Source organism: Shewanella sp. 433, assembly GCF_059338565.1.
In genome coordinates this window covers 2,524,223-2,545,479 of record NZ_CM181703.1, presented here as the reverse complement: position 1 = coordinate 2,545,479, position 21,257 = coordinate 2,524,223, and the positions used below count along the sequence as shown (strand labels likewise).

The window sequence follows — 21,257 nt, the reverse complement described above, 5'->3', positions numbered from 1 at the left end:
AAATGCCTGACAAAAAGAGCTTGCTATGGCAATCTTGCGGCGCAGAAAATGAGGTGACGATTCAGTTGCCTCATATTCGTTTAGCCGCAAGAGTATGGGGAAGTGACGATAAGCCATTAATACTGGCATTGCATGGATGGTTAGATAATGCCAACAGCTTTGCGCCATTAACCCAGAATCTTGATAACTTCCAAGTGTTAGCCATTGATTGGCCTGGGCATGGTCGCTCAGAACATCGACCCGGCGCCTATCCGCTGCATTGGGTTGATTATCTTTATGATGTCGATATTTTGCTTGATGCTGTGATGGCGATTAAACCCGTTTATGCGGTGATGGGCCATTCACTTGGTGCGATTGTTGCGTCTGCTTATAGCGCAGCCTTTGCCGATAAAGTGCCCCACTGGATATTGATTGAAGCGATGGCGCCGCTGTTTGAAACCCCTGTGAATAGTCGGCAGCGATTGACTCGAAGTTTTCAAGGTTATCGGCGCTTATTGGAAAAAAAGAGCGCGCCTTCACGGAGCTTTTCACTTGAGAGAGCCGTAACGGCTAGGCATCGTTTGACCGGACTGGCCACGCCTTGGTGTCGACTTATCATTGAACGTAATGTGAATGGTGAGACTGCTCTGCGATGGCGTACCGATCCTAGGCTTACCTTGGACTCGCCGATGCGGCTTAATCTTGAACACGTGACAGGATTAATGCAAGGCCATACTGGTCGTGTGTTGTTGATTACTGCACGGGATGGTTATCAACGCGAGCCGAAAATCACTCAGCAAGTATTGGATTGGTATCAGGCAATAACCCATGTGGAACTCGATGGCGACCATCATCTGCATATGGGCAATGCACAGCAGGTGGCTAGGCACATTTATGAATTTTTAAGCTGACATGAGTCAGTCGATTGAATAATCATCGGTACGCAAAATTAGTCTAGGATTTTTACTCTAATTATGTGATGATGTTCAAAATTAAAACGCCCGTATGATTTTTGGGTGTTACTTACAATATTGATAAGTCAGTGTTTAGTTTCTATTATTTGAAACGATTAGTGATTGATTTCATTCACAATAACTCTGCCTCTGGATTTAGGAGAGACTAGTGGAACAGCTTTGGACGAACAATTTACCCGATGATGTACCCGCCATTATTAACGAGAAACAGTACAGTTCGTTAATCGATCTGTTTGAAAGTTCAGTGGCAAAATATGCCGATCAGCCTGCATTTGTGAATATGGGCGCGACACTGACTTACCGTAAACTCGAAGAGCGTAGCCGTGCGTTTGCCGCCTACTTACAAAATGAACTTAAGCTGCAAAAAGGCGATCGCGTTGCCATCATGATGCCAAATTTGTTGCAATATCCTATTGCGCTATTTGGTATTTTGCGTGCAGGTATGGTGGTGGTCAACGTCAATCCACTGTATACCCCGAGAGAATTAAAGCACCAGCTTAATGATTCGGGTGCCAAAGCGATTGTTGTGGTCTCTAATTTTGCCAGTACGCTGGAAGAAGTGGTTGAAGACACTGCTGTTGAAAGCGTAATTTTAACCGGACTCGGTGACTTACTGAGCGCGCCTAAACGCACCTTAGTGAATTTCGTGGTGAAATACATTAAGAAGATGGTGCCTAAATATCACCTTCCACATGCCATTTCGATGCGTCGCTCTTTATCTAAAGGCCGCCGCATGCAGTATGTTAAGCCGTCTCTTGATGCCGATGACGTGGCCTTTTTGCAATATACCGGTGGCACCACTGGCGTCTCTAAAGGTGCGATGCTCACTCATGGCAACATTGTCAGTAATCTACTGCAAGCCGATGCCGCTTACTCTCCTTTACTGGAAAACGGCAAAGAGTTTGTGGTCACGGCGCTACCCCTATATCACATCTTTGCACTAACGGTTAACTGCTTATTGTTCCTACATAAAGGAGCAAATAATCTATTGATCACCAACCCGAGAGATATCCCAGCGTTTGTGGCTGAGTTAAAGAAGCACCCATTTACGGCACTGACCGGGGTGAATACCCTGTTTAATGCCTTGGTGAACTCTAAAGAGTTTCAGGCGTTAGAGTTTTCTGCGCTTAAGCTGTCTATTGGCGGTGGTATGGCGGTGCAACGTGCGGTAGCCGATAAGTGGCAGGGGCTCACCAAGACTAAATTACTAGAAGGTTATGGCCTAACTGAAGCTTCACCTCTGGTGGCCTGCTGCCCTTATAATCTTGAAGGCTATAACGGTTCGATTGGCTTTCCTGTTGCCAATACCGATATGCAAGTGCGTGATGATGACGGTAATGTATTAGCGCAAGGGGAAACGGGAGAGTTGTTTGCTAAAGGCCCACAGATAATGAAAGGCTATTGGCAGCGTCCTGAAGAAACGGCCAAGGTCATCGATGCCCAAGGCTATCTCGCGACCGGCGATATAGGTTACATGGACGAGCAAGGGTTTTTCTTTATTGTCGATCGTAAAAAAGACATGATCTTGGTGTCAGGTTTTAATGTGTTTCCTAATGAAGTCGAAGAGGTAGTTGCACTGCATCCAAAGGTGATAGAAGTCGCTGCCGTTGGTGTACCTCACGAGGTCAGTGGCGAATTGGTGAAGATTTTTGTGGTCGCTAATGATAAATCTTTGACCGAAGAGCAGCTAATTAAGCATTGTCGTCATCATTTGACGGGATATAAAGTGCCTAAGCTGGTAGAATTTAGGGATGAGTTACCTAAGAGTAATGTCGGCAAAATTTTACGCCGCGAACTCCGCGATGAGGCCAAATCTGCGTAGTTAAGCTTAGTTAGTAGAGATTAGGTATTAACCGTATTAATGTTAACTCAAAGCCGGCGCTTATTGCCGGCTTTTGTGTTAATCGCGGTGACATTAAACAAGCGCACGTTGAATTAATGTCACTGCGATAAGTAAAGCCGTGTTTGGGGAGATGAGATTGTTAGCGTTTCAATATGTAGAGGATGATGCAAGCCTAACTGAGCTTGTGGCGCAGTATAGTCAAGCGAGTGTGCTGGTGCTGGATACTGAGTTTGTTCGCACACGCACCTATTATGCGCGTTTAGGCTTAATTCAGGTGTATGACGGGAAATCGTTGGCCTTAATCGATCCATTGGCGGTGAATGATCTCAGCAGTTTTTGGGCACTGTTCCAACGTGACGATATTATTACAGTGTTGCACTCTTGTAGTGAAGATCTCGAAGTGTTAGCAAAATATGGCCTATGCCAGCCTAAAGTCTTGTTCGACAGCCAAATTGCTGCGGCCTTATGTGGCCTAGGACATGGCTTAGGTTACGCTAAGTTGGTAGAGCACTGTTTAAATATTACCTTAGATAAAGGTGAGTCACGTACCGACTGGCTTAAGCGCCCTTTGAGCGAGGCGCAGTTACATTATGCGGCCAATGATGTCGAATACCTCTATCAGCTGTATCCGCAACTGGTGATTAAGCTTGAGGCGACGGGCCGATTAGCTTGGCTTTATGAAGAAGGTGAGCGCATGACGCAAGGGCGCCTTGATGCTCCCGATGGTGAAGCGGCTTACCTTAAAGTGAAAAATGCTTTTCAGCTTAACCCTAAACAGCTGGCATATTTAAAAGTGCTGGCTAAATGGCGTCTTGAAAAAGCCCTTGCCAAAGATTTAGCCCTTGGTTTTGTGATTAAAGATCATGCATTGATCGCGCTAGCTAAAAAACAGCCTAAAACAACAGCCGATATCTTTAAGATGTCTGAACTTACTGAGCAAGAAAAGCGGGTTCATGCTAAGGCGATAGTGGCTGTGATGGCCACCGTGGATCTGGCTAATTTGCCTAACGCGATTGATGTGATTGCATTAAAGCCGGGCTATAAGTCGGCCTTTAAAAATATCAAAAACTGTTTAACAGAGATTGCCGAGCAGCAGGATGTGCCGATGGAGCTGATTGGCTCAAAACGTCATATTCATGAATATTTACAGTGGCGCTGGGAAGGGCAAACGGGGGATTTACCGCTATTATTGTGCGGTTGGCGAGCTTCACTGGTACAAGATAAACTGCAGCAGTTGGTCATTTAACTTCAGTGCGCAGTTAGGCTTACATCATGATGTTGTTTGACTCATGAATAAGTTCCATCGATAAGCCTTCATCAATAAGTTGTCATAATAAATAAGCCCTCATCATGAGGGCTTATTTGTCTCGGTACCAATTTACTGTTTGCCACCTTATCAAGTTAAACAGTATGTTGGGTGAGATGGCGACTATTTTTCAGGCAAGGTCACGTTCAGTTCAAGTACCGATAGGTGGTCATCGTTTTGATCTAGCTGCACAGTCACTTGGTCTGAGTCAATCTGCACATACTTACGGATCACTTCGATGATCTCTTGCTTCATCGCAGGAAAATAGTCAGGCACATCGCGCTCACCACGTTGGTGGGCCACAATGATTTGCAGTCGCTCTTTGGCAGTAACTGCAGTGCTCGGTGTTTTCTTGGTTTTAAAATAATCGAGTAAAGACATAATTAGCTACCAAATATCCTTTTTAAGAATCCTTTTTTCTCTTCGGTGATAAAACGCATCTCAACGTTTTCACCGACTAAACGGGCCACACTGTCAGCATAAGCCTGACCAGCATCGCTCTCTTGATCTATGATGACGGGAATACCAGAGTTTGAGGCTTTTAATACCGCTTGAGACTCAGGAATAACCCCTAAAAGTGGGATGGCTAAAATTTCTTCAACGTCAGCCACGCTCAGCATTTCACCTGTTGCCACACGAGTAGGCGAGTAACGGGTTAACAATAAGAACTCTTTGACAGGCTCTAAACCGTCTTCAGCGCGCTTAGATTTACTCTGCAACATGCCTAAGATACGGTCTGAATCGCGCACTGAGCTAACTTCTGGGTTGGTCGTGACGATAGCGATATCGGCAAAGTAGAGTGCCATCATTGCGCCTGTTTCAATTCCGGCGGGAGAATCGCAAATAATGTACTCGAACTCTTTACGCAGTTCGTCAAGCACTCGGCCAACGCCTTCTTTGGTCAGCGCGTCCTTGTCTCGAGTTTGCGAAGCCGGCAAAATATACAAATTGCTGGTACGCTTATCTTTGATTAAAGTCTGGTTTAAATTGGCTTCGCCGTTAATCACGTTGACGAAATCATAAACCACCCGACGCTCACAACCCATTATTAGGTCGAGGTTGCGTAAGCCGATATCGAAATCGACTACGACTGTTTTATGTCCTTTTAAGGCCAACCCAGTGGCTATCGCTGCGCTAGAAGTGGTTTTGCCCACTCCGCCTTTACCTGAAGTGACAACAATGATTTGTGCCATGTGCATTTCTATCCTTAATGTGTTGCTATAGCGATAACGCGTCGAGGGTAAGGCTGTCACCTTCGAGCCGAATACAACCGCTTTTTATCGTGGCATGTGCCTGAAGATTTTCGGTTAGCCAATATTGTCCAGCGATGGACACAAGTTCTGCGTCCAGCGTTTGTGCAATAATGACGGCATTTTTGTCACCATTGGCACCCGCCATGGCTTTACCTCTAAGACTACCGTATATATGTATGCTGCCATCTGCAATCACTTCAGCACCATTACCCACAGCGCCGACAATAATGAGATCGCCATTTTGAGCGTAGATCTGCTGTCCTGAGCGAATGTTTTGTTTCACTATTTTGGTGGTTCTGGGTAACTGCGGTTGGTTAGCACTCTGTTTACCGGATTTAATGATGGCTAGCCCAAGTGATTTGGCCTGATTGGCTATAGCGCTTGGTGCCCCAGTGATCCCAACAATCACTAAATTACGAGACAGTAGCAAGTCTTTTAGCCCCGCTAAAGGGTAATTGGCATCATTAATACTGCTTAAATTTACCACTAGCGGTGCACCGATAAAGAATTGCGGCGCAATAGCTAATTTACTGTCTAATTCAACGGCAACTTTATTGAGATCAGCATGATTAATGTGCAGTACTGAAAGCGTAAATGAAGAGCCTTTTAATTCGAGGCTAGGTTTCTGCATTCCTAATTTTGCTCTTTATAAAATAAACCAGCTTAGCCAGTTAGAGATTACTATAATCCTAGGCCACATGGTATAGTGTGCCTCATTTGCTGGCAAGTTGAATAAACAGGAAATTCCCCCAATATGATCTGTGCAGTATATAAAAGTCGATTAAAAGCTGACTGTTATCTATTTATTGAAAAACGTAATGAATTTGAGCGGGTTCCCGAGGCTCTGATGCAGATGTTTGGTGTACCAGAATTAGTCATGATAGTGCCACTAGATAAGCGTCAACATTTAGGCATTGCCGATATTAATAAGGTAAAGGTTGAACTTAAAGAGAAGGGCTATTATCTTCAGTTACCGCCACCACCCAAAAATCTTCTTGAAGAATATAAGCAAGAGATAGGCTATAGCCGCGACTGATTATTTGCATGACTAATTAATAAAGGAATATGCATGTTTGTAAATACCTTGTGGGGAACCTTACTATTATCCACTGTATTATCAATAGCAGTGGTCGAAGCAAAGTCTTCAGAGCTCTCGTTTGAGCAATATCTTGATGTGTTACAACAACAAGCCTTAAATGAAGGGGTTTCTGCGACCACAGTCAAACAGGTATTTCCGCAAATTAAGTTGTTTAAGAAGGCGTCGTTTAATGCCAATATGCCCGAATCGCCATCTAACTTAGAGCAATATTTATCTTACTTAGTACCAGAGTCTATCGTTACTCGTTCTAGAAGCCTGTATAAGGCGAATAAAACACAATTTGATCTTTTAGGCGAACAATATGGCGTACAGCCTCGTTTTATCATCGCTTTATGGGGGCTGACATCTCAACTAGGAGATGATGTTGGTCATTATCCCGTATTAACTGTGGCGGCATCAAATGGCTATCGCGGTGATAACGAAGTGGCAAACCGTCAAGCATTTATGGATGCGCTCAAGCTTATTGAGCATAAGCAGGTTGAGTTTGCAGAGCTTAAAAGTAACGCGTTAGGCAAAATGGGCTATGCACACTTTACTCCTAGCGATTATGCGCGTTTTGCTAAAGATGGTGATAATGATGGCGTTATCGATATCTGGAGCAATCTAAGTGATGCGTTTGCCTCCACGGCTTATTATTTAAACCAATTAGGCTGGAATGACGAGGCAACCTGGGGTCGACAAGTACAAGTGCCAAAGGCGATTCCCCGAGATCTGATTGGCTTAGAGACGCACAAGAGCTTTGCTCAGTGGCAGGCATTAGGTGTTAAGCGTTTCGATGGCTCCAATTTACCAAGCAGGCAAGATATGCAAGTATCGCTCATTATGCCCGACGGCATCAACGGTCGTAAGTATTTGGTGTATGACAATTATCGAGCATTGACCCAATGGAACCCTTCTGACTTTTATGCCTTGTCTTTGACCTATCTATCCGAACGAATTAAATTTCCAGCCATTAAGTAGCTTGGTACTGGCATCTGCCGCATTAGGCTAAAATAGTGTAAACTCGCCTGCGTTTGTAGGCATTTTGTAGAATGAGAACTATGGCTTTTTGGAATGAAAAATCTCTAGCACAATTAACCAGTGAAGAGTGGGAGTTGTTGTGTGATGGTTGTGGCAAATGTTGTTTAAATAAGGTTATCGATGACGAGACAGAGGAGTTGTATTACACCAATGCTTCCTGTCAATTACTTGATGCCCAGCAATGCCAATGTCGCCATTATGAGCAGCGTTTTGACTTCGTTCCAAGCTGCACTAAAGTGACACTCGATAATATTGCGGATCTCACGTGGTTACCCGACAGCTGTGCATATCGCCGGCTATATTTAGGTCGTAGTTTACCCAGTTGGCATCCGTTAATCGCTGGCGATAAACAGATGATGCATGCACTGGGTATGTCGACTCAAGATAAAGTGGTTAACGAGACTAAAGTGAAATACTTAGAAGATCATATAGTGTTATGGCCGCTCAAGGATTGTGAGTAACTGTGCCTACCTATATTGACTTTGCCATACTGAACGATTAATCGTTAGTGTGCGAAGGAGCGTTAAATAGAACGCTTGGCCACTATACACACCATAAAAATGCCCGAGTATCACTACCCGGGCATTTTTATGGTCATTTAACTAAGGCCCGCCGATTAATTACCTTGCTCGTTAGTTTTACTCAAAGCGGGGATGGCGAAAATAGCCAAGGCAAGTAAATAGACTGAAAATGCCACTATCATCCATTGGCCCATAGTGACGCCAAATAGTTGCCAGGGAATATCGGTGCACATACCTGTTGGCATGAATACCGAAGGTAACCACTCATGTAATGGCATCCAAGTCGGAAATTCGGGCAGAAATGAACAGGTCGAAAAAGGCGATGGATTGGTTTGCATATCCACTAGTTCTATCGCGAGCTTTAAGCCCCATGCAGCGCTCACTCCCCATAATATAATGTTCAATAGCCGCACTAAACGATAACGGTAACCTATGCAACCCAATGCGCCAGCAAACAATACCCCAAACAGGGCAAGGCGCTGGTAAATACACATTACGCAGGGGGTTAACTGCATCACATATTGAAAATATAGAGCACAAGATTCAAGAACCAGTGCACTGCTGAATAAGGTTATCCATGCAACACGGGATTGGGCAAAACGGGTTAGTGGGCTCAAACAAACTTCTCCTATAAAAAACGCCTCTTACATTAAGAGGCGTTTTTAAGACTTTACGAAACTAGTTCGTTTAGGTCAATTATCATTTAATGAACGCTAACAGCGCCTTGACTCACTTCCGCTACCGAATGATGGATCAGCATCTGTGAATCATAGAAGTATTGCGTCATGTCAGCTAAATACCCAGTCTCAATCGCCAATACTCCAATAATCGATAATACGATAGTGTAGGGGAGAGCCATCCACACCATGCGTCCGTACGAGAGACGAATAAGTGGTGCGATTGCTGAAGTCAGCAGGAATAAGAATGCAGCTTGGCCGTTAGGTGTTGCTACTGAAGGTAAGTTAGTACCGGTATTAATGGCCACTGCCAGTAGATCAAACTGATCTCGGGTAATTTGTCCATCCAGTAACGCAGCTTTGACTTCGTTAATGTAAACGGTACCAACAAACACGTTGTCACTGACCATTGACAGTAAACCATTCGCAATATAGAAAATCACTAACTGTGTATTACCTTCATAGCTTAATGCCCACTGAATCACTGGGGCAAACAGTTGCTGATCGATAATCACCCCAACAATGGCGAAGAACACGGCGAGTAACGCCGTGAAAGGTAAGGCTTCTTCAAACGCTTTACCTAAGGCATGTTCGTTAGTGACACCATTAAATGCGGTGGTGATAATAATAACTGACAAGCCGATTAAGCCAACTGACGCTAAGTGGAATGCTAACCCGACAATGAGCCAAACACCGACTAACGCTTGAATAGTCAGCTTCATTTTGTCATGTTTAGTGCGTCGAGCATCTTCATGTGAAGCATAATCTGCCAAGATTTTATGTACAGCTTCAGGTAATTGCTGGCCGTAACCAAAGACTTTGAATTTTTCAACTAAGAAACAGGTGAATATCCCCGCGATAAACACGGGCACAGTCACTGGCGCCATACGCAGGGCAAACTCACCAAATTGCCAATTGGCTTGTGCGGCGATGATGAGGTTTTGTGGCTCACCAACCATGGTACATACACCACCTAATGCCGTACCCACACCTGCGTGCATCAATAGGTTACGCAAAAATCCGCGGAAGGCTTCGAGCTCATCTTCACATAAAGAGAAGCCTTCACCATGTTGATCGTTGGTGTGATCATGGTCATCTGCAAAGTTTTTACCTGACGCAACTTTGTGGTAAATGGAGTAGAAACCAACAGCTACAGCGATGATAACCGCAATAACGGTTAGAGCATCGAGAAACGCCGATAAAAATGCCGATGCAATACAGAACATCAAAGAAACGACAATTTTAGAGCGTACCTTAGTGATCATCTTCGTGAAGACAAACAGCAATAACTGTTTCATGAAGTAGATACCGGCAACCATAAAGATCAGCAATAATAATACTTCAAGATTAGCTTCAATTTCATGCAGAACTTGGCTGGGGGAGGTCATGCCGATAATCACGGCCTCGATGGCTAACAGCCCCCCAGGTTGTAACGGATAACACTTTAAGGCCATAGCCAAGGTAAATATGAACTCAACCACCAATAACCAACCGGCAATAAATGGGTTGATATAGAATATAATGGGGTTAATCACTAGAAATGATATAATTGCGAATTTGAACCACTTAGGAGAGTTTCCTAAGAAATTGTCAATAAACGCCCGACTCATAGTCACAGGCATGGCACCCTCTCAAATGTATAATTGTTTTGATAAAAATAGACAAGGAACGGTCCGAAGTTCGGACAGTGTAGCCTAATGATATCTATAAATTAATACTTTTATAAAGCTAAAGTTTAAAAACACAGGGCTACAACAAAATTTGAATTGGTTATTTTTTGATATGCAGCACGTTTAAGTGAAAATTGAGAGCTTCGTCCTTCTAGGTGTGAGTAGTTAATATCGCGGATTAGGTTTCCATTTTTCGTCGCTCTGGTATGATCAGTATTAAGATAATCTCATTTATTTGGAATAGTGGCCTGATGACAACTGTCCCCCAAGCACCAGTACCGCCGAAAAACAAAGATATAATTGAAGCGAAAGGGCCCGCAAGCTTTGCTGAAAAATATATTGTTCGCTCTATTTGGGAAGGGAAATTTCCTCCCGGTTCAATTTTGCCTGCTGAGCGTGAACTATCGGAACTTATCGGGGTTACCCGTACTACACTTCGAGAAGTGTTACAGCGCTTAGCACGAGATGGTTGGTTAACCATCCAACATGGTAAACCAACTCGGGTTAATGATATTTGGGAAACCTCTGGCTTAAATGTATTAGAAACCATTGCCGAACTTAACCCTGCTGGCGAGCCTGTATTACTAGAACAACTCTTGTCGGCTCGCACCAATATCAGCGCTATCTATTTTAAAGGTGCAGTGCGTTATAATCCGGATAAAGTATTAGAAGCGTTGGCACCATTAGCGACATTAAAAGATGAAGCAAAGGCCTATATCGATTTCGACTACCAATTGCATCATGCGCTTGCCTATCATTCGGGTAATCCGCTTTATGTATTGATCTTAAATGGGTTTAAAGGTTTATATAGCCGAGTTGGTAAAGAGTATTTTGCCATTGATCAGGCTCGTGAACTGGCGCTTGATTTTTATCAGGCACTAGAGGCGTTAGCCAAAGAGCATAATCATAATGACATTCCTGTGTTGATGCGCAGTTACGGCATCAATAGTGGTAAAGTTTGGCAACGACATAAAAATGATCTCTTGCTCCAGGCTGAAAAATCATTGTGATGACAAGCTAAGCTGCAACCGCCAATCCAAGCAGCATCCATAGTGAGGCTTGTTGCTATCTGCTAACTTTTAGTGTTGCTAACGTCATTAACACAAAAACCGCATTCACATTCGTTTGTGAACTGCGGTTTTTTATGGATGTCGGTTGACCTTTCGCTATAGCTATTCTCGGCGTGGCATTATTTCGTCAACCGAATGCGAAAAGTAATGATGCACTTATTAAAGTTTAAATTGGCTAATCGATATTAAAGTTGTAATAGATATCGAGTGATTTCTCTACCGTGCCTGAGACACTTTCTAAATAGAGCTGAGACAGTAAATAGTAGCGCACCGTCATCTCATAACCTGGGTTAAAGACACCAATACCATATTTGACCATTAAGTTATCACCAATAAAGCCACTAATAGCCACCTTACCATCATCATTAGCATCGAGCTGTACATTAGAAAGACCAAATTTCTCAACGATGCCTGTCGCTGAACTGCCAATGTTATTGACTGCACCGCCACCCAATTGGTTACCAAGGGTTAATGCCGCTCCCATCATTAAGGCGTTATTTTGTGAGTCACTATTATTGTTAAAGCCAGTTCCCTTGACAATGTATGACAAGATCTCCGCTTGCTCCTTGGTTGGCGAAGAGAAGAGGGTGACAATGGGTTTTAAAGGCGTACCAGTGACGCGGACTCCGGCGATGACATCTTCGCTTTTAATTTCTCGTACCGCTTCAATATTGAGGTTAGGGACATCGATAGGCCCTATAAATTGCACTTCACCGGTGTTGATTGCGAGTTTCTGCCCCATAAATTTATAAAATCCATCAACCACTTTTACATCGCCATACAACAAGGGGGGTTTAAAGGCTTCTTGACGAAGCGTTAAGGTGCCTTGTAGTCGACCCGTTAATCCCATACCGTCAATGGTTAACTGATCGCCTACTTGGATGTCAATTTTAGAGGTGATGGCGATAGGATTGACCTTCTGCTGTTCACTGGCTTTACTATCGTTAAAGACCACATCGCTGGATTCGGCTACCCCCCCTTCGGGCAGTTGAACAATATTGATATGGCCAGTGGGCACATTAATTATCCCACTGACATCCAAACGCTCTGGTCCAAAGGTAATGTTTATGTCGGGTGATACATCTAAAATGACCATCGGCGGTTGGATAACGGCAAGCTTATCACCGTTAACCGCTAAATTGCCTTGAAATGCTTCACCGCCCCAATCGAGATCACCACTTAAGTTGGCTTTACCATTGCCCATTGTCCAGCCACCTTGAACACTGGCCGCTTGTCCTTGTAGCCGAACAGCGATATTGATGTCATCGAGTAAGGTTGGATTAGCCGCTGCGAGTAATTTGCCCCGGGATAGATCGATGTTACCGGTTACCTGAGGTTGGCTTAAGGAGCCTGATAACTGCAGTGCACTGTCGATTTGCCCATTTAAGGTGGCCAATTGTGGGGTGAAATTGGCCAGAGCCTGCAGATCAATATTAGCGATGTTGATATTACCTGATAGGGGCTTTTCTGGACCGACACCTATGGCTACATAGCTGTTAAGTTGCGCCAATTCCTGCGCATCAAGCTGGGCATTTAAGACGAATTGTTCTGCGTCTAATGCAGCATTAAACTGCAGTTGTCGATAACGACTTTCCAGTTTTCGTTTACTGGTTTGTAATAAGACCTGCCCAGCACTGAAGTTTAAATCAACCCGTGCTTGTGGTTTTTGCTGCGGTGCCCAACTTAGCTGTGATTCGAGAGTCGCAGGGCCCTGCCACGACATGTTTACTGGTAATAATGGTTTAATCAGTGCGCCAATATCCCCGGCAAACTGAATATTGGCATCGCCAGATTTGCCAAGTTCTACATCGTCGTTGAGACACAGTTTTCCGTGTTGATGTTGCCAGCAAAATGGGTCGATGTTTCCTTGTTGGGCATTATTATCCCAATTAAACACAATGGGGTGATTAAGCTGGACTAATCCAAGCAGAGAATCAAGGTTTAGCTTATTGACTGACAGTGCGAGTTGTTGTTTGTCCATATCAAACGTCGATGCTATCGCACTGTCTAAAATTACATCGCCTTCACTTTGTAGACTCAGTTGCTGCACCGCTTGATCGCCTTGTATTCCAAGGGTGATAGAGTCAAATTCTACCGCAGGCATGACGATTGCTGAGGCGTTCATTGATAAGGCAAATTGGTGATCATCCAATGGTCGATAAAAAGCTGTTAGGTGAGTTTTATCTACAGCATTACCAGCAAAACTAAGATCGCGACTGTCAACATTCAGAGCCAGCTCAGGATGTTGGCTGTCACCAGAAACCGTGATCTTGGCATTAATGCTTCCGGAGGCATCGGGGTGCCATAAATTCAGCGCCGGAATAGCTAATTGACCACCGAGCGCCCATTGTTGGTCAACGTTTCCTGATATAGCCAACTCTGCGTCTAGCGCGTGAAGCACTAAGCGATTAGCGTTAAGTTGCCATAAATGGTTAAGATTAACATCTCCTTCTACTCGTAACGGGTACTGATCTATCTGGCCTTGCAGCGCTGCCTCGCGAATGGCTACTTGCCATTGTTTAGCAGCCACTGAGCCCTGACTTATCAATGAACCGCTGATATTGGTATTTGGTAAGGTGGTCTCATTATCAAGCGTCAGAGATGCCAATTGTAGCGAGTCACTGGTTATGGCTAAGTCCCACCTGATCTCATCGCCATAACCCACAGAGCCTAAAGCTTGCAGGTTACCCATATCACTAATGATGGCCAATTGGCTTATCGTGACCGTTTGCTCACTGTGACTCAACTGAGCATCCAGCTGCAGCATAGGATGATAAGGGGTCAAAACGTGGCCATTCACTTTAGCCTGTTGTTGGCTAAGCGACCCTGCCGTTTCCAGCGTGATAGCTTGTGCTCGATATAGTGGCGCATCGAGCGGCCACATAAGTTGTTCGCTAGTCAATTTGAGCTGGTAGGGGAGCTCGGGATCGGCTAAATCAATTTCACCTTCTAAGGCTAAGTTAATATGTCCTTGGCCTGCGGCCGTTAGCTGCAACCGCTGTAGGTCACCACTCAGGTTTAGTTCGAGGGTTTGCTGAGACAAGCTTGGTAGTTCAGCTATGTTATCGATTGTCGCCTCAACTTGAAGGGCCATTGGGTAATGGGCGCTAAGCGTAATGTCACCATCGACAGTGATTTGACCGTAATCATGGGTGACTTGCAATAGATCCACAGCAAGAAGATAGTCAATGTAGTTACCTTGTAAATGGATACTGGCGAAGTTGTCAGTGCGATCGCCCAGTTGCAATTGACTGTCGCTCAATTGCAAATTATCGACAAAAATGGGCATAGGCATGGCGACTTGCGGCAAGCTTGCAAGGGGCCATGGGCTATCCAGGGGATCGGCTACCGTTGTGAGTGGCTCAGCCTCATTTTTGGGGATAGAGACTAATAGTCCTAGGCTGTCGAGCGAGTGGATACGTAGGCCATTAGTTAACCAGCTGGCTTGGCCACTGAGCTGCTGAGCGTTAAATCGCATCTTATCGACCGCCACCTTAATTTGTTGCAGTTGCGTATGACTCAATAAAATATCGACAGGCAGTTGCAGTAGGCCTTGTTCTGTAACGGGGTCAATTTTGGGCTCTGCAGCGTCGGCGCTGAGCTCGGCAGTATCGATATCGACATTGACGGCCGTGGCCGTTAATGCCTCCACACAGAGCTGACGTTGCAGTAGGCATAGTGGCCGCCAATCGAGTGTTAAGTCATCAATTGCGACTGTCAGTCCACGCATTTGCCAACGGGCCAGGGATAAACTCAGTTGTTTGTTAAGGGTGCCAGATTGGTAGTTAAGCGTTAATCCGTCGATAAATGTATCGGCGATACTCACAGCGATACGGCTGCCAAATGGGGTTCCAAATAACACGGCAACAATGACTAACAGTGAAAGCGGTACATAGAATACGAAGCGGATGGTGTTTTTAAGCCAACGAAGTAATCGCGTGGCGAAGGTTTTGCCTTGAGCGGTTGCTTCTTCGGTCGGTAAGTCAGATATTGGTGGTTTGTGTGTCGATTGGGTCATAACTCAGCCCCCATCGACAAGTGGATCCGCCATGAGCGCTCAACGGTTTCTGACTCGTTGAGGCCCACCCCTAAATCTAGCTTGATCGGGCCAATAGGAGAGATCCAGTGGATGCCAGCACCGACGGCGACAATGGGGTCGATTTGGTCGACATCAAAGGCATTACCGCCGTCGACAAAGGTCGCTACTCGCCAGGTGGGGGTGACATAGTATTGATATTCAATACTGCCCACCATTAAATAGCGACCACCAACGACCATACGAGCTAATTGATCATCTTGAGTTCGATAATCTATGTAAGGCCCTAGTTCATTAAAACTATAACCACGGATACTCTCATCGCCACCGGCAAAATAGCGTAAAGAGGGCGGGATGTTTGCTAAGTCGTCGTCGGCGGCAAGGTTAGCACCGAAGTCCATACGTGTGACGAGTCGGTGCTTATCGAAAAAGGTGTCAATCCATTTAAATTTGGCTTGTAGTCGTGTTAGGCGTACTTCTGAACCTAGGGTGGGGTCGGCATATTCTACGCTGTAATATTGATAGAAACCTGATTTCGGATCCAGCGAATTGTCGCCGCGATAAGTGTGGCTAAGACTACTGCCTAAGAGTAAAAAATTGGGGTCATAATAGGTATCCGATTGCGTATAGGACTCTTTAATGGCATCGAGTGAATAACTGAGTAACCAATTATGGTTAAGGCGTTTTTGCCGCAGTACACCAGCAGTGCGCTTGGTGGATTCGAGTTCTCCGGTATTAACATAACGGCGTTCGTCGGGGTCGTACAATTGGGTTACCCCATATTTGTCACGTAGTAAGCCAAGCCGAATTTTAAGCTGATCATCCAGCGGGTGGCTAAGCGGAATGGTATAAGTCGTAAGAAATTTTGGCCGATCGGGAGACCACTCAATACTGGTCTCTTGTGAGTGTCCATAACGATTGATCTGCGGCGTTTGCCAGGTGACACGTACTCTTGGATCAACACTATTGTTGGCCGAACTGCCAATATCGACACCCACCCCCAATTTAATTGAATGGCTGGGTTTTGGGGTAAGTTCAACCTTAATGGGGACGAGTTGCTGCTCAATTTTATCCAGTTGGGGTAACACTTTGATGTTTGTAAAATAGCCAGTGTCGACCAGCTCACGGTTTAAGCCACCTAGTGCACCGGTGCTGTAATTGGTGTTTGCTTCAAAGGGAATTAACTGATCGAGTAATCCTGGGATCAGCGTATGGCCAGTAAAATTGACACTGCCCATTTTATAACGCGGTCCAGAATCATAATGCAGATTAATTTGCGCGCGATTGAGATCACGGTTAACCACTATGGTATTGGTCAGGTAACGGCCATCGAAATAGCCACGGGCTAATGCCAAGGTGAGCAGTTGCGACTTAATGGTTTCATACTGGCCATGGTTAAGAATATCACCAGGTTTTAGTTCGAGTTTGGATAACCATATGTTGACGACTTTATCTTGGCGAATTTCACCGCTCAGTTGAATATCAACCCATTGAACACGGGTTGGCTCACCTGGAGTGACTCTTAAAGTCAGTTGCCATGGCCCTTGTTCTGGACTGTCTAATTGTTGGTCGACCACACCATGGTAGTAACCGAGTGAGTGTAGCGCGGCATCGAGGCTGTCTGCGGTATTAAATAAAAAAGCGCGGCGTTGTACTTCAGATGTTGGTAAGGGGCTTAAATGGGCGGTGATATTTTTGGTTAACGTCTCATCTGCACCAAGGATATTAATATTAAGCCATTGATTTGCTGATGCTACTGATGTATGAATGCCTAGCCAAATGACCACAAGGATGAGAAGCGACTTAACGAAAAAAATTCGCACTCAAAACGCCTTTATCTAATTTAAAAAGTGATTAAGGTTTATTGTCGCAGATTATTACGGTCAAGCAAGACGATGATTGTAATTAATAATTAAAATCGGTACAAACAATACAAACCATAGCAAGGAGCCTTAGGTGAACAGTACAATCAAATTATTTAGCTTGACCGCACTCTTGAGTATCGTTGCTACAACAGTGGGCGCGACATCATCACAGCCGTTTGCTATCGCCATTCATGGTGGGGCTGGCACGATTTCAAAAGCTGCGTTGAGTGATGCACAGCAACAAGCTTATCGCACCAAATTAAAGCAAGCAGTTGATGCGGGTTATCAAGTATTAGACAAAGGCGGAGATAGCCTTAGTGCGGTCACTGCCGCGATTAGCATCTTAGAGGATAGCCCCTTGTTTAATGCAGGGGTTGGCGCAGTGTATACTTTTAATGGTCAACATGAGATGGACGCCGCCATTATGGATGGCAGTACCCTAAATGCCGGGGCCATCTCGGGAGTTAAACACATTAAGAACCCGATCACGCTCGCCCGCCGTGTGATGGACCATTCGCCTCATGTGATGCTATCTGGTAGTGGCGCCGAGGAGTTCGCGTTGACCCAAGGTTTTGAGCTTGTGCCAGTCAGTTATTTTGATGATGACCATCGTTATCAGCAGTTACTCGATGCCAAAGCCAAGCTAAAGGCGGCTCAGGTCGGTGATGTTAGTGGCGCGTCACAAGCATCATTGTTGTTTGACGATCCACAGGAGCTCGATTACAAGTTCGGCACTGTTGGCGCGGTGGCCCTGGATAAACAGGGTAATTTAGCCGCTGGAACCTCTACCGGCGGCATGACAGCCAAACGGTTTGGTCGCATTGGCGACTCGCCGGTCATTGGGGCTGGTACCTATGCTGAAAATAAGGTGTGTGCAGTGTCGGCGACCGGCCATGGAGAATATTTTATTCGTTATCACGTGGCGGGAGATATCTGCGCGAGAGTGAAATACCAGCAAAAATCAATTATTCAGGCCGCCGATGAGGTGATTAATCAACGTTTAATCACTGCTGGCGGTGCCGGAGGAGTGATTGCTATCGACCAACGTGGCAATATCGCAACTCCCTTTAATACTGAAGGCATGTACCGCGCGACTCGAAAAAGCGGCGAACCCGCGCAGGTATTGATCTGGAACAATAATTAGTCAGCATGAATGTTTGTATTAGGTTGGATAATCGCTTAGCCTAATTCGCGCCATTGGATAGGCCTCAGATAATTTAAACTACTTTAATAACAGAGGCCATATATGCAGGTCCCAAGTATTCCCCCAAATGAGCCGTGTCGGTTGTCAACGTTAACCGCGTTGAATATTCTCGACACGGCACCAGAAGAGCGTTTTGATCGTGTCACTCGAGTGGCTAAGCGCTTATTTAATGTCAAGATAGCTTGCGTTAGCCTGGTTGATAAACAGAGACAATGGTTTAAGTCTGCCATAGGTACTGATGTGCGTCAGACGCCAAGGGATATCTCTTTTTGTGGCCATGCCATTTTAAAAGATGAGCTGTTTCATATTAGCGATGCCACCCTAGACAGCCGCTTTGCCAACAATCCGCTAGTCACAGAACCGCCGCATGTGCGGTTTTATGCAGGGCAACCGCTACATGCACCCAATGGCCAATTGATGGGAACCTTGTGTATTATCGATGATCAGCCTAGACAGTTAACGGATGAGGATAAACTGGCACTTAAAGATCTGGCGATGATGGTTGAAGATGAGCTAGCAGCTATCGAGCTGGCGACCAGTGATGAATTGACAGGGATAGCGAATCGACGCGGCTTTATGGCTCTGGTCGATAAAAGCTTGCAAATGATGCAGCGCAATAAACAGCCAGCGTGCTTGGTTTATCTCGACTTAGATAACTTTAAGCCGATTAATGATCAGTATGGTCATGGTGAAGGCGATAAAGTCTTGTGTCTGTTTGCGCAGCAAATGTTAACTGCCTTGCGTGATTCAGACATTGTGGGTCGTTTTGGCGGCGATGAGTTTGCCGCTTTTTTCCATGATTGCACACCGGCTGTTGCACAAACAGCGGTTAAGCGTTTTGGTGAACATTTACACGAAGTTATGTTGCGAGAGCAACTGCCTTATCCGCTGCAATTTTCCTATGGCATGGTTGCCGTAGCGGTTGATGAGGCGGCTGATATCACCCAACTGTTGCAACAGGCTGATGAGCAAATGTATCGTCACAAGCATCAAAAGAAAGGGTTAACCTCTGTCACACTCGCACTTGGTGAGTAAGCGTATAGATTGCGCTTGCCACCCGTTTGCCCACTCACTCTATGGTCCTCCACATCAGGGGGCGCTTATAACCCCCTGAGTTTGCTGGGTTGCTAAGTCCTTAGCCTAACAGTAGCTCGCCAAAGACAAATCCAAGTAGTACTGAGGTGCCGATTGTCACCACTCCGGGGATAAAGAAGGGGTGGTTAAACACCCAACGACCGATGCGGGTCGAGCCTGTGTCATCCATCTCCACAGCGGCTAATAATGTTGGGTAGGTTGGCAAAACAAACAATGCACTGACTGCGGCAAAAGAGGCTATCGCTGTCATGGGAGCAACGCCAATGGCTAGCGCGGCTGGCATTAATGCGGTGGTCGTTGCCCCTTGTGAGTAAAGCAGCATCGACGCCAAAAACAGCGTTAATGCCAATAGCCAAGGATACTGCTGTAATAGCGCTGCCGCGACATCTTTAATTTCATCAATATGACCGGCGACTAAGGTATCACCCAGCCAAGCGACGCCGAGTACGCAAACACAGGCGCTCATTCCTGACTTAAACGTGGAAGCCTCAGAGATCTTGCTGGCATCGATATGAGTAAAGGTCACAATGGCCGCGGCGGCCGTTAACATAAATACCATGATGGCATCGTTACGGCTTAAAGTGGGTTCGGTGATCAGCGCCACCGAATCGGAGATCAGGGTGGCATACACGATGACACAAACAATGGCACTGATAAAGATGGCGGTAGCGAGCTTAGCGCTAGGGGCGATCACTTGTGTTGAACTTTGTTGTTGGCTAACCAGTCCTTGAGCCAAACGCTGCTGGTAAATGGGGTCGTCTTTTAGTTCACTCCCCATCACATTGGCGACTATAGCGCCCACCATACAAGCACAAAAAGTCGCCGGAATACAGATCGCCAATAATGTCAGATAATCAACGCCTAATGGTTCGAGTATGCCAGAGAAAAACACCACAGCGGCTGAGATAGGCGATGCTGTTATGGCAATTTGTGAGGCGATAACGGAAATCGACAGTGGCCGAGATGGGCGGATCCCTTGCTCTTTAGCGACTTGTGCAATAACGGGCAAGGTTGAAAATGCGGTGTGACCTGTGCCTGCAAGCAGCGTCATAAAATAGGTGACGATCGGTGCGTAAAAGGTGATGTGTTTGGGGTTTTTTCTTAAAAAGGTCTCAGAGAGTTGTACTAGCCAGTCTAATCCTCCGGCAACTTGCATTGCCGCAATGGCAGCGATCACCGACATGATGATTAAAATGACATCCACCGGAATATGACCGGGATCTAGGCCTAAGATGAGGGTGAGCACCAGCACGCCTGCGCCGCCAGCCAGCCCTATGCCAATGCCGCCCATTCTGGCACCTAGATAGATAAAGGCCAGTACTACAAATAGCTCTATTGCGATCATAAAAACTCCAGGTGTAAAAACAAAAGGACGGTATGAGAGCAGGGAAGCTTATTAATAGTATGACTTGCTTATGCACGATGTACTGATTTTACGCCTTTAATCACTATAGTAGCGCCAACTAATTCACTTTTTCTGTACCTTGTGAACTTGTTCACAGCGGTGAGATGCGCTAACGGCCTTACACCACAAAATGGGGGGATTAACTTGTCGTCATTACCTGCCATTTGTATTGCCTATTTATTATGGCATTCGTACTGGCGCTAATAGAGATTACCGTTGTGGTCGGTATTATGGCAAACG

17 protein-coding genes are annotated in these 21,257 nt (G+C 45.5%); 9 read left to right on the top strand and 8 right to left on the bottom strand.

Going from position 1 to position 21,257, the window contains the following annotated elements; genetic code table 11:
• Nucleotides 1-2: 2 nt before the first annotated feature.
• The 3 genes from AC5YB1_RS11205 to rnd all read left to right on the top strand — a co-directional run bounded on the left by AC5YB1_RS11205 (nt 3) and on the right by rnd (nt 4,042).
• Complete coding sequence (locus tag AC5YB1_RS11205) at nt 3-890, top strand: alpha/beta fold hydrolase (RefSeq protein WP_494519235.1); 888 nt, start codon at nt 3-5, stop codon at nt 888-890.
• 211 nt (nt 891-1,101) lie between these two features.
• Nucleotides 1,102-2,775, top strand: a complete 1,674-nt coding sequence (gene fadD, locus AC5YB1_RS11200) for a long-chain-fatty-acid--CoA ligase FadD (protein WP_475516723.1) — start codon at nt 1,102-1,104, stop codon at nt 2,773-2,775.
• Between the two features lie 157 nt (nt 2,776-2,932).
• The gene (gene rnd / locus AC5YB1_RS11195; RefSeq protein WP_494519234.1) at nt 2,933-4,042 is read left to right on the top strand and encodes a ribonuclease D; all 1,110 of its coding nucleotides are present in this window, start codon (nt 2,933-2,935) and stop codon (nt 4,040-4,042) included.
• A 183-nt stretch (nt 4,043-4,225) separates the two neighbouring features.
• On the opposite strand, the gene minE is transcribed toward rnd, so the two are convergent.
• From minE to minC, 3 genes are read right to left on the bottom strand one after another with little or no spacing between them, the layout of a single operon-like run.
• Nucleotides 4,226-4,483, bottom strand: a complete 258-nt coding sequence (gene minE, locus AC5YB1_RS11190) for a cell division topological specificity factor MinE (RefSeq protein WP_110458020.1) — start codon at nt 4,481-4,483, stop codon at nt 4,226-4,228.
• A 2-nt stretch (nt 4,484-4,485) separates the two neighbouring features.
• A complete protein-coding gene (gene minD, locus AC5YB1_RS11185; RefSeq protein ID WP_494519233.1) occupies nt 4,486-5,295 on the bottom strand; it encodes a septum site-determining protein MinD in 810 nt (269 codons plus the stop codon).
• Between the two features lie 25 nt (nt 5,296-5,320).
• On the bottom strand, nt 5,321-5,986 hold the full coding sequence (gene minC, locus AC5YB1_RS11180; protein WP_494519232.1) for a septum site-determining protein MinC: 666 nt from the start codon (nt 5,984-5,986) through the stop codon (nt 5,321-5,323).
• A gap of 123 nt (nt 5,987-6,109) precedes the next feature.
• On the opposite strand from minC, the gene AC5YB1_RS11175 reads away from it, so the two are divergent.
• The 3 genes from AC5YB1_RS11175 to AC5YB1_RS11165 all read left to right on the top strand — a co-directional run bounded on the left by AC5YB1_RS11175 (nt 6,110) and on the right by AC5YB1_RS11165 (nt 7,935).
• Nucleotides 6,110-6,391 carry a YcgL domain-containing protein gene (locus AC5YB1_RS11175; RefSeq protein WP_494519231.1) on the top strand — a complete coding sequence of 94 codons (282 nt, stop codon included), beginning with the start codon at nt 6,110-6,112 and terminating at the stop codon, nt 6,389-6,391.
• A 33-nt stretch (nt 6,392-6,424) separates the two neighbouring features.
• Nucleotides 6,425-7,414: a lytic murein transglycosylase gene (locus AC5YB1_RS11170; RefSeq protein WP_494519230.1), complete on the top strand. Its 990-nt coding sequence runs from the start codon at nt 6,425-6,427 to the stop codon at nt 7,412-7,414.
• A gap of 80 nt (nt 7,415-7,494) precedes the next feature.
• Entirely contained in the window at nt 7,495-7,935 is a 441-nt protein-coding gene (locus tag AC5YB1_RS11165) for a YcgN family cysteine cluster protein (protein WP_494519229.1), read from the top strand.
• A 155-nt stretch (nt 7,936-8,090) separates the two neighbouring features.
• Here AC5YB1_RS11165 and dsbB read toward each other — a convergent pair whose 3' ends face one another.
• Together dsbB and nhaB are read right to left on the bottom strand one after the other, a co-directional pair.
• A complete protein-coding gene (gene dsbB / locus AC5YB1_RS11160; protein WP_494519228.1) occupies nt 8,091-8,612 on the bottom strand; it encodes a disulfide bond formation protein DsbB in 522 nt (173 codons plus the stop codon).
• An 86-nt stretch (nt 8,613-8,698) separates the two neighbouring features.
• Nucleotides 8,699-10,294, bottom strand: a complete 1,596-nt coding sequence (nhaB, locus tag AC5YB1_RS11155; protein ID WP_494519227.1) for a sodium/proton antiporter NhaB — start codon at nt 10,292-10,294, stop codon at nt 8,699-8,701.
• Between the two features lie 299 nt (nt 10,295-10,593).
• Between nhaB and fadR the strand changes: the two genes are divergently transcribed.
• Nucleotides 10,594-11,352, top strand: a complete 759-nt coding sequence (gene fadR, locus AC5YB1_RS11150) for a fatty acid metabolism transcriptional regulator FadR (RefSeq protein ID WP_475516731.1) — start codon at nt 10,594-10,596, stop codon at nt 11,350-11,352.
• Between the two features lie 235 nt (nt 11,353-11,587).
• Here the strand turns inward: fadR and tamB are convergent, their stop codons facing one another.
• Nucleotides 11,588-15,430 carry an autotransporter assembly complex protein TamB gene (gene tamB / locus AC5YB1_RS11145; RefSeq protein ID WP_494519226.1) on the bottom strand — a complete coding sequence of 1,281 codons (3,843 nt, stop codon included), beginning with the start codon at nt 15,428-15,430 and terminating at the stop codon, nt 11,588-11,590.
• Entirely contained in the window at nt 15,427-17,271 is a 1,845-nt protein-coding gene (locus tag AC5YB1_RS11140; RefSeq protein ID WP_494519225.1) for an autotransporter assembly complex protein TamA, read from the bottom strand. The genes tamB and AC5YB1_RS11140 overlap by 4 nt, the downstream gene beginning before the upstream one ends.
• 160 nt (nt 17,272-17,431) lie before the next feature.
• On the opposite strand from AC5YB1_RS11140, the gene AC5YB1_RS11135 reads away from it, so the two are divergent.
• Together AC5YB1_RS11135 and AC5YB1_RS11130 are read left to right on the top strand one after the other, a co-directional pair.
• Nucleotides 17,432-18,457 carry an isoaspartyl peptidase/L-asparaginase family protein gene (locus tag AC5YB1_RS11135; protein ID WP_494521627.1) on the top strand — a complete coding sequence of 342 codons (1,026 nt, stop codon included), beginning with the start codon at nt 17,432-17,434 and terminating at the stop codon, nt 18,455-18,457.
• A 141-nt stretch (nt 18,458-18,598) separates the two neighbouring features.
• Entirely contained in the window at nt 18,599-19,552 is a 954-nt protein-coding gene (locus tag AC5YB1_RS11130) for a sensor domain-containing diguanylate cyclase (RefSeq protein ID WP_494519224.1), read from the top strand.
• Between the two features lie 100 nt (nt 19,553-19,652).
• Here the strand turns inward: AC5YB1_RS11130 and AC5YB1_RS11125 are convergent, their stop codons facing one another.
• The gene (locus tag AC5YB1_RS11125; protein ID WP_494519223.1) at nt 19,653-20,957 is read right to left on the bottom strand and encodes an anaerobic C4-dicarboxylate transporter; all 1,305 of its coding nucleotides are present in this window, start codon (nt 20,955-20,957) and stop codon (nt 19,653-19,655) included.
• Between the last annotated feature and the right edge of the window lie 300 nt (nt 20,958-21,257).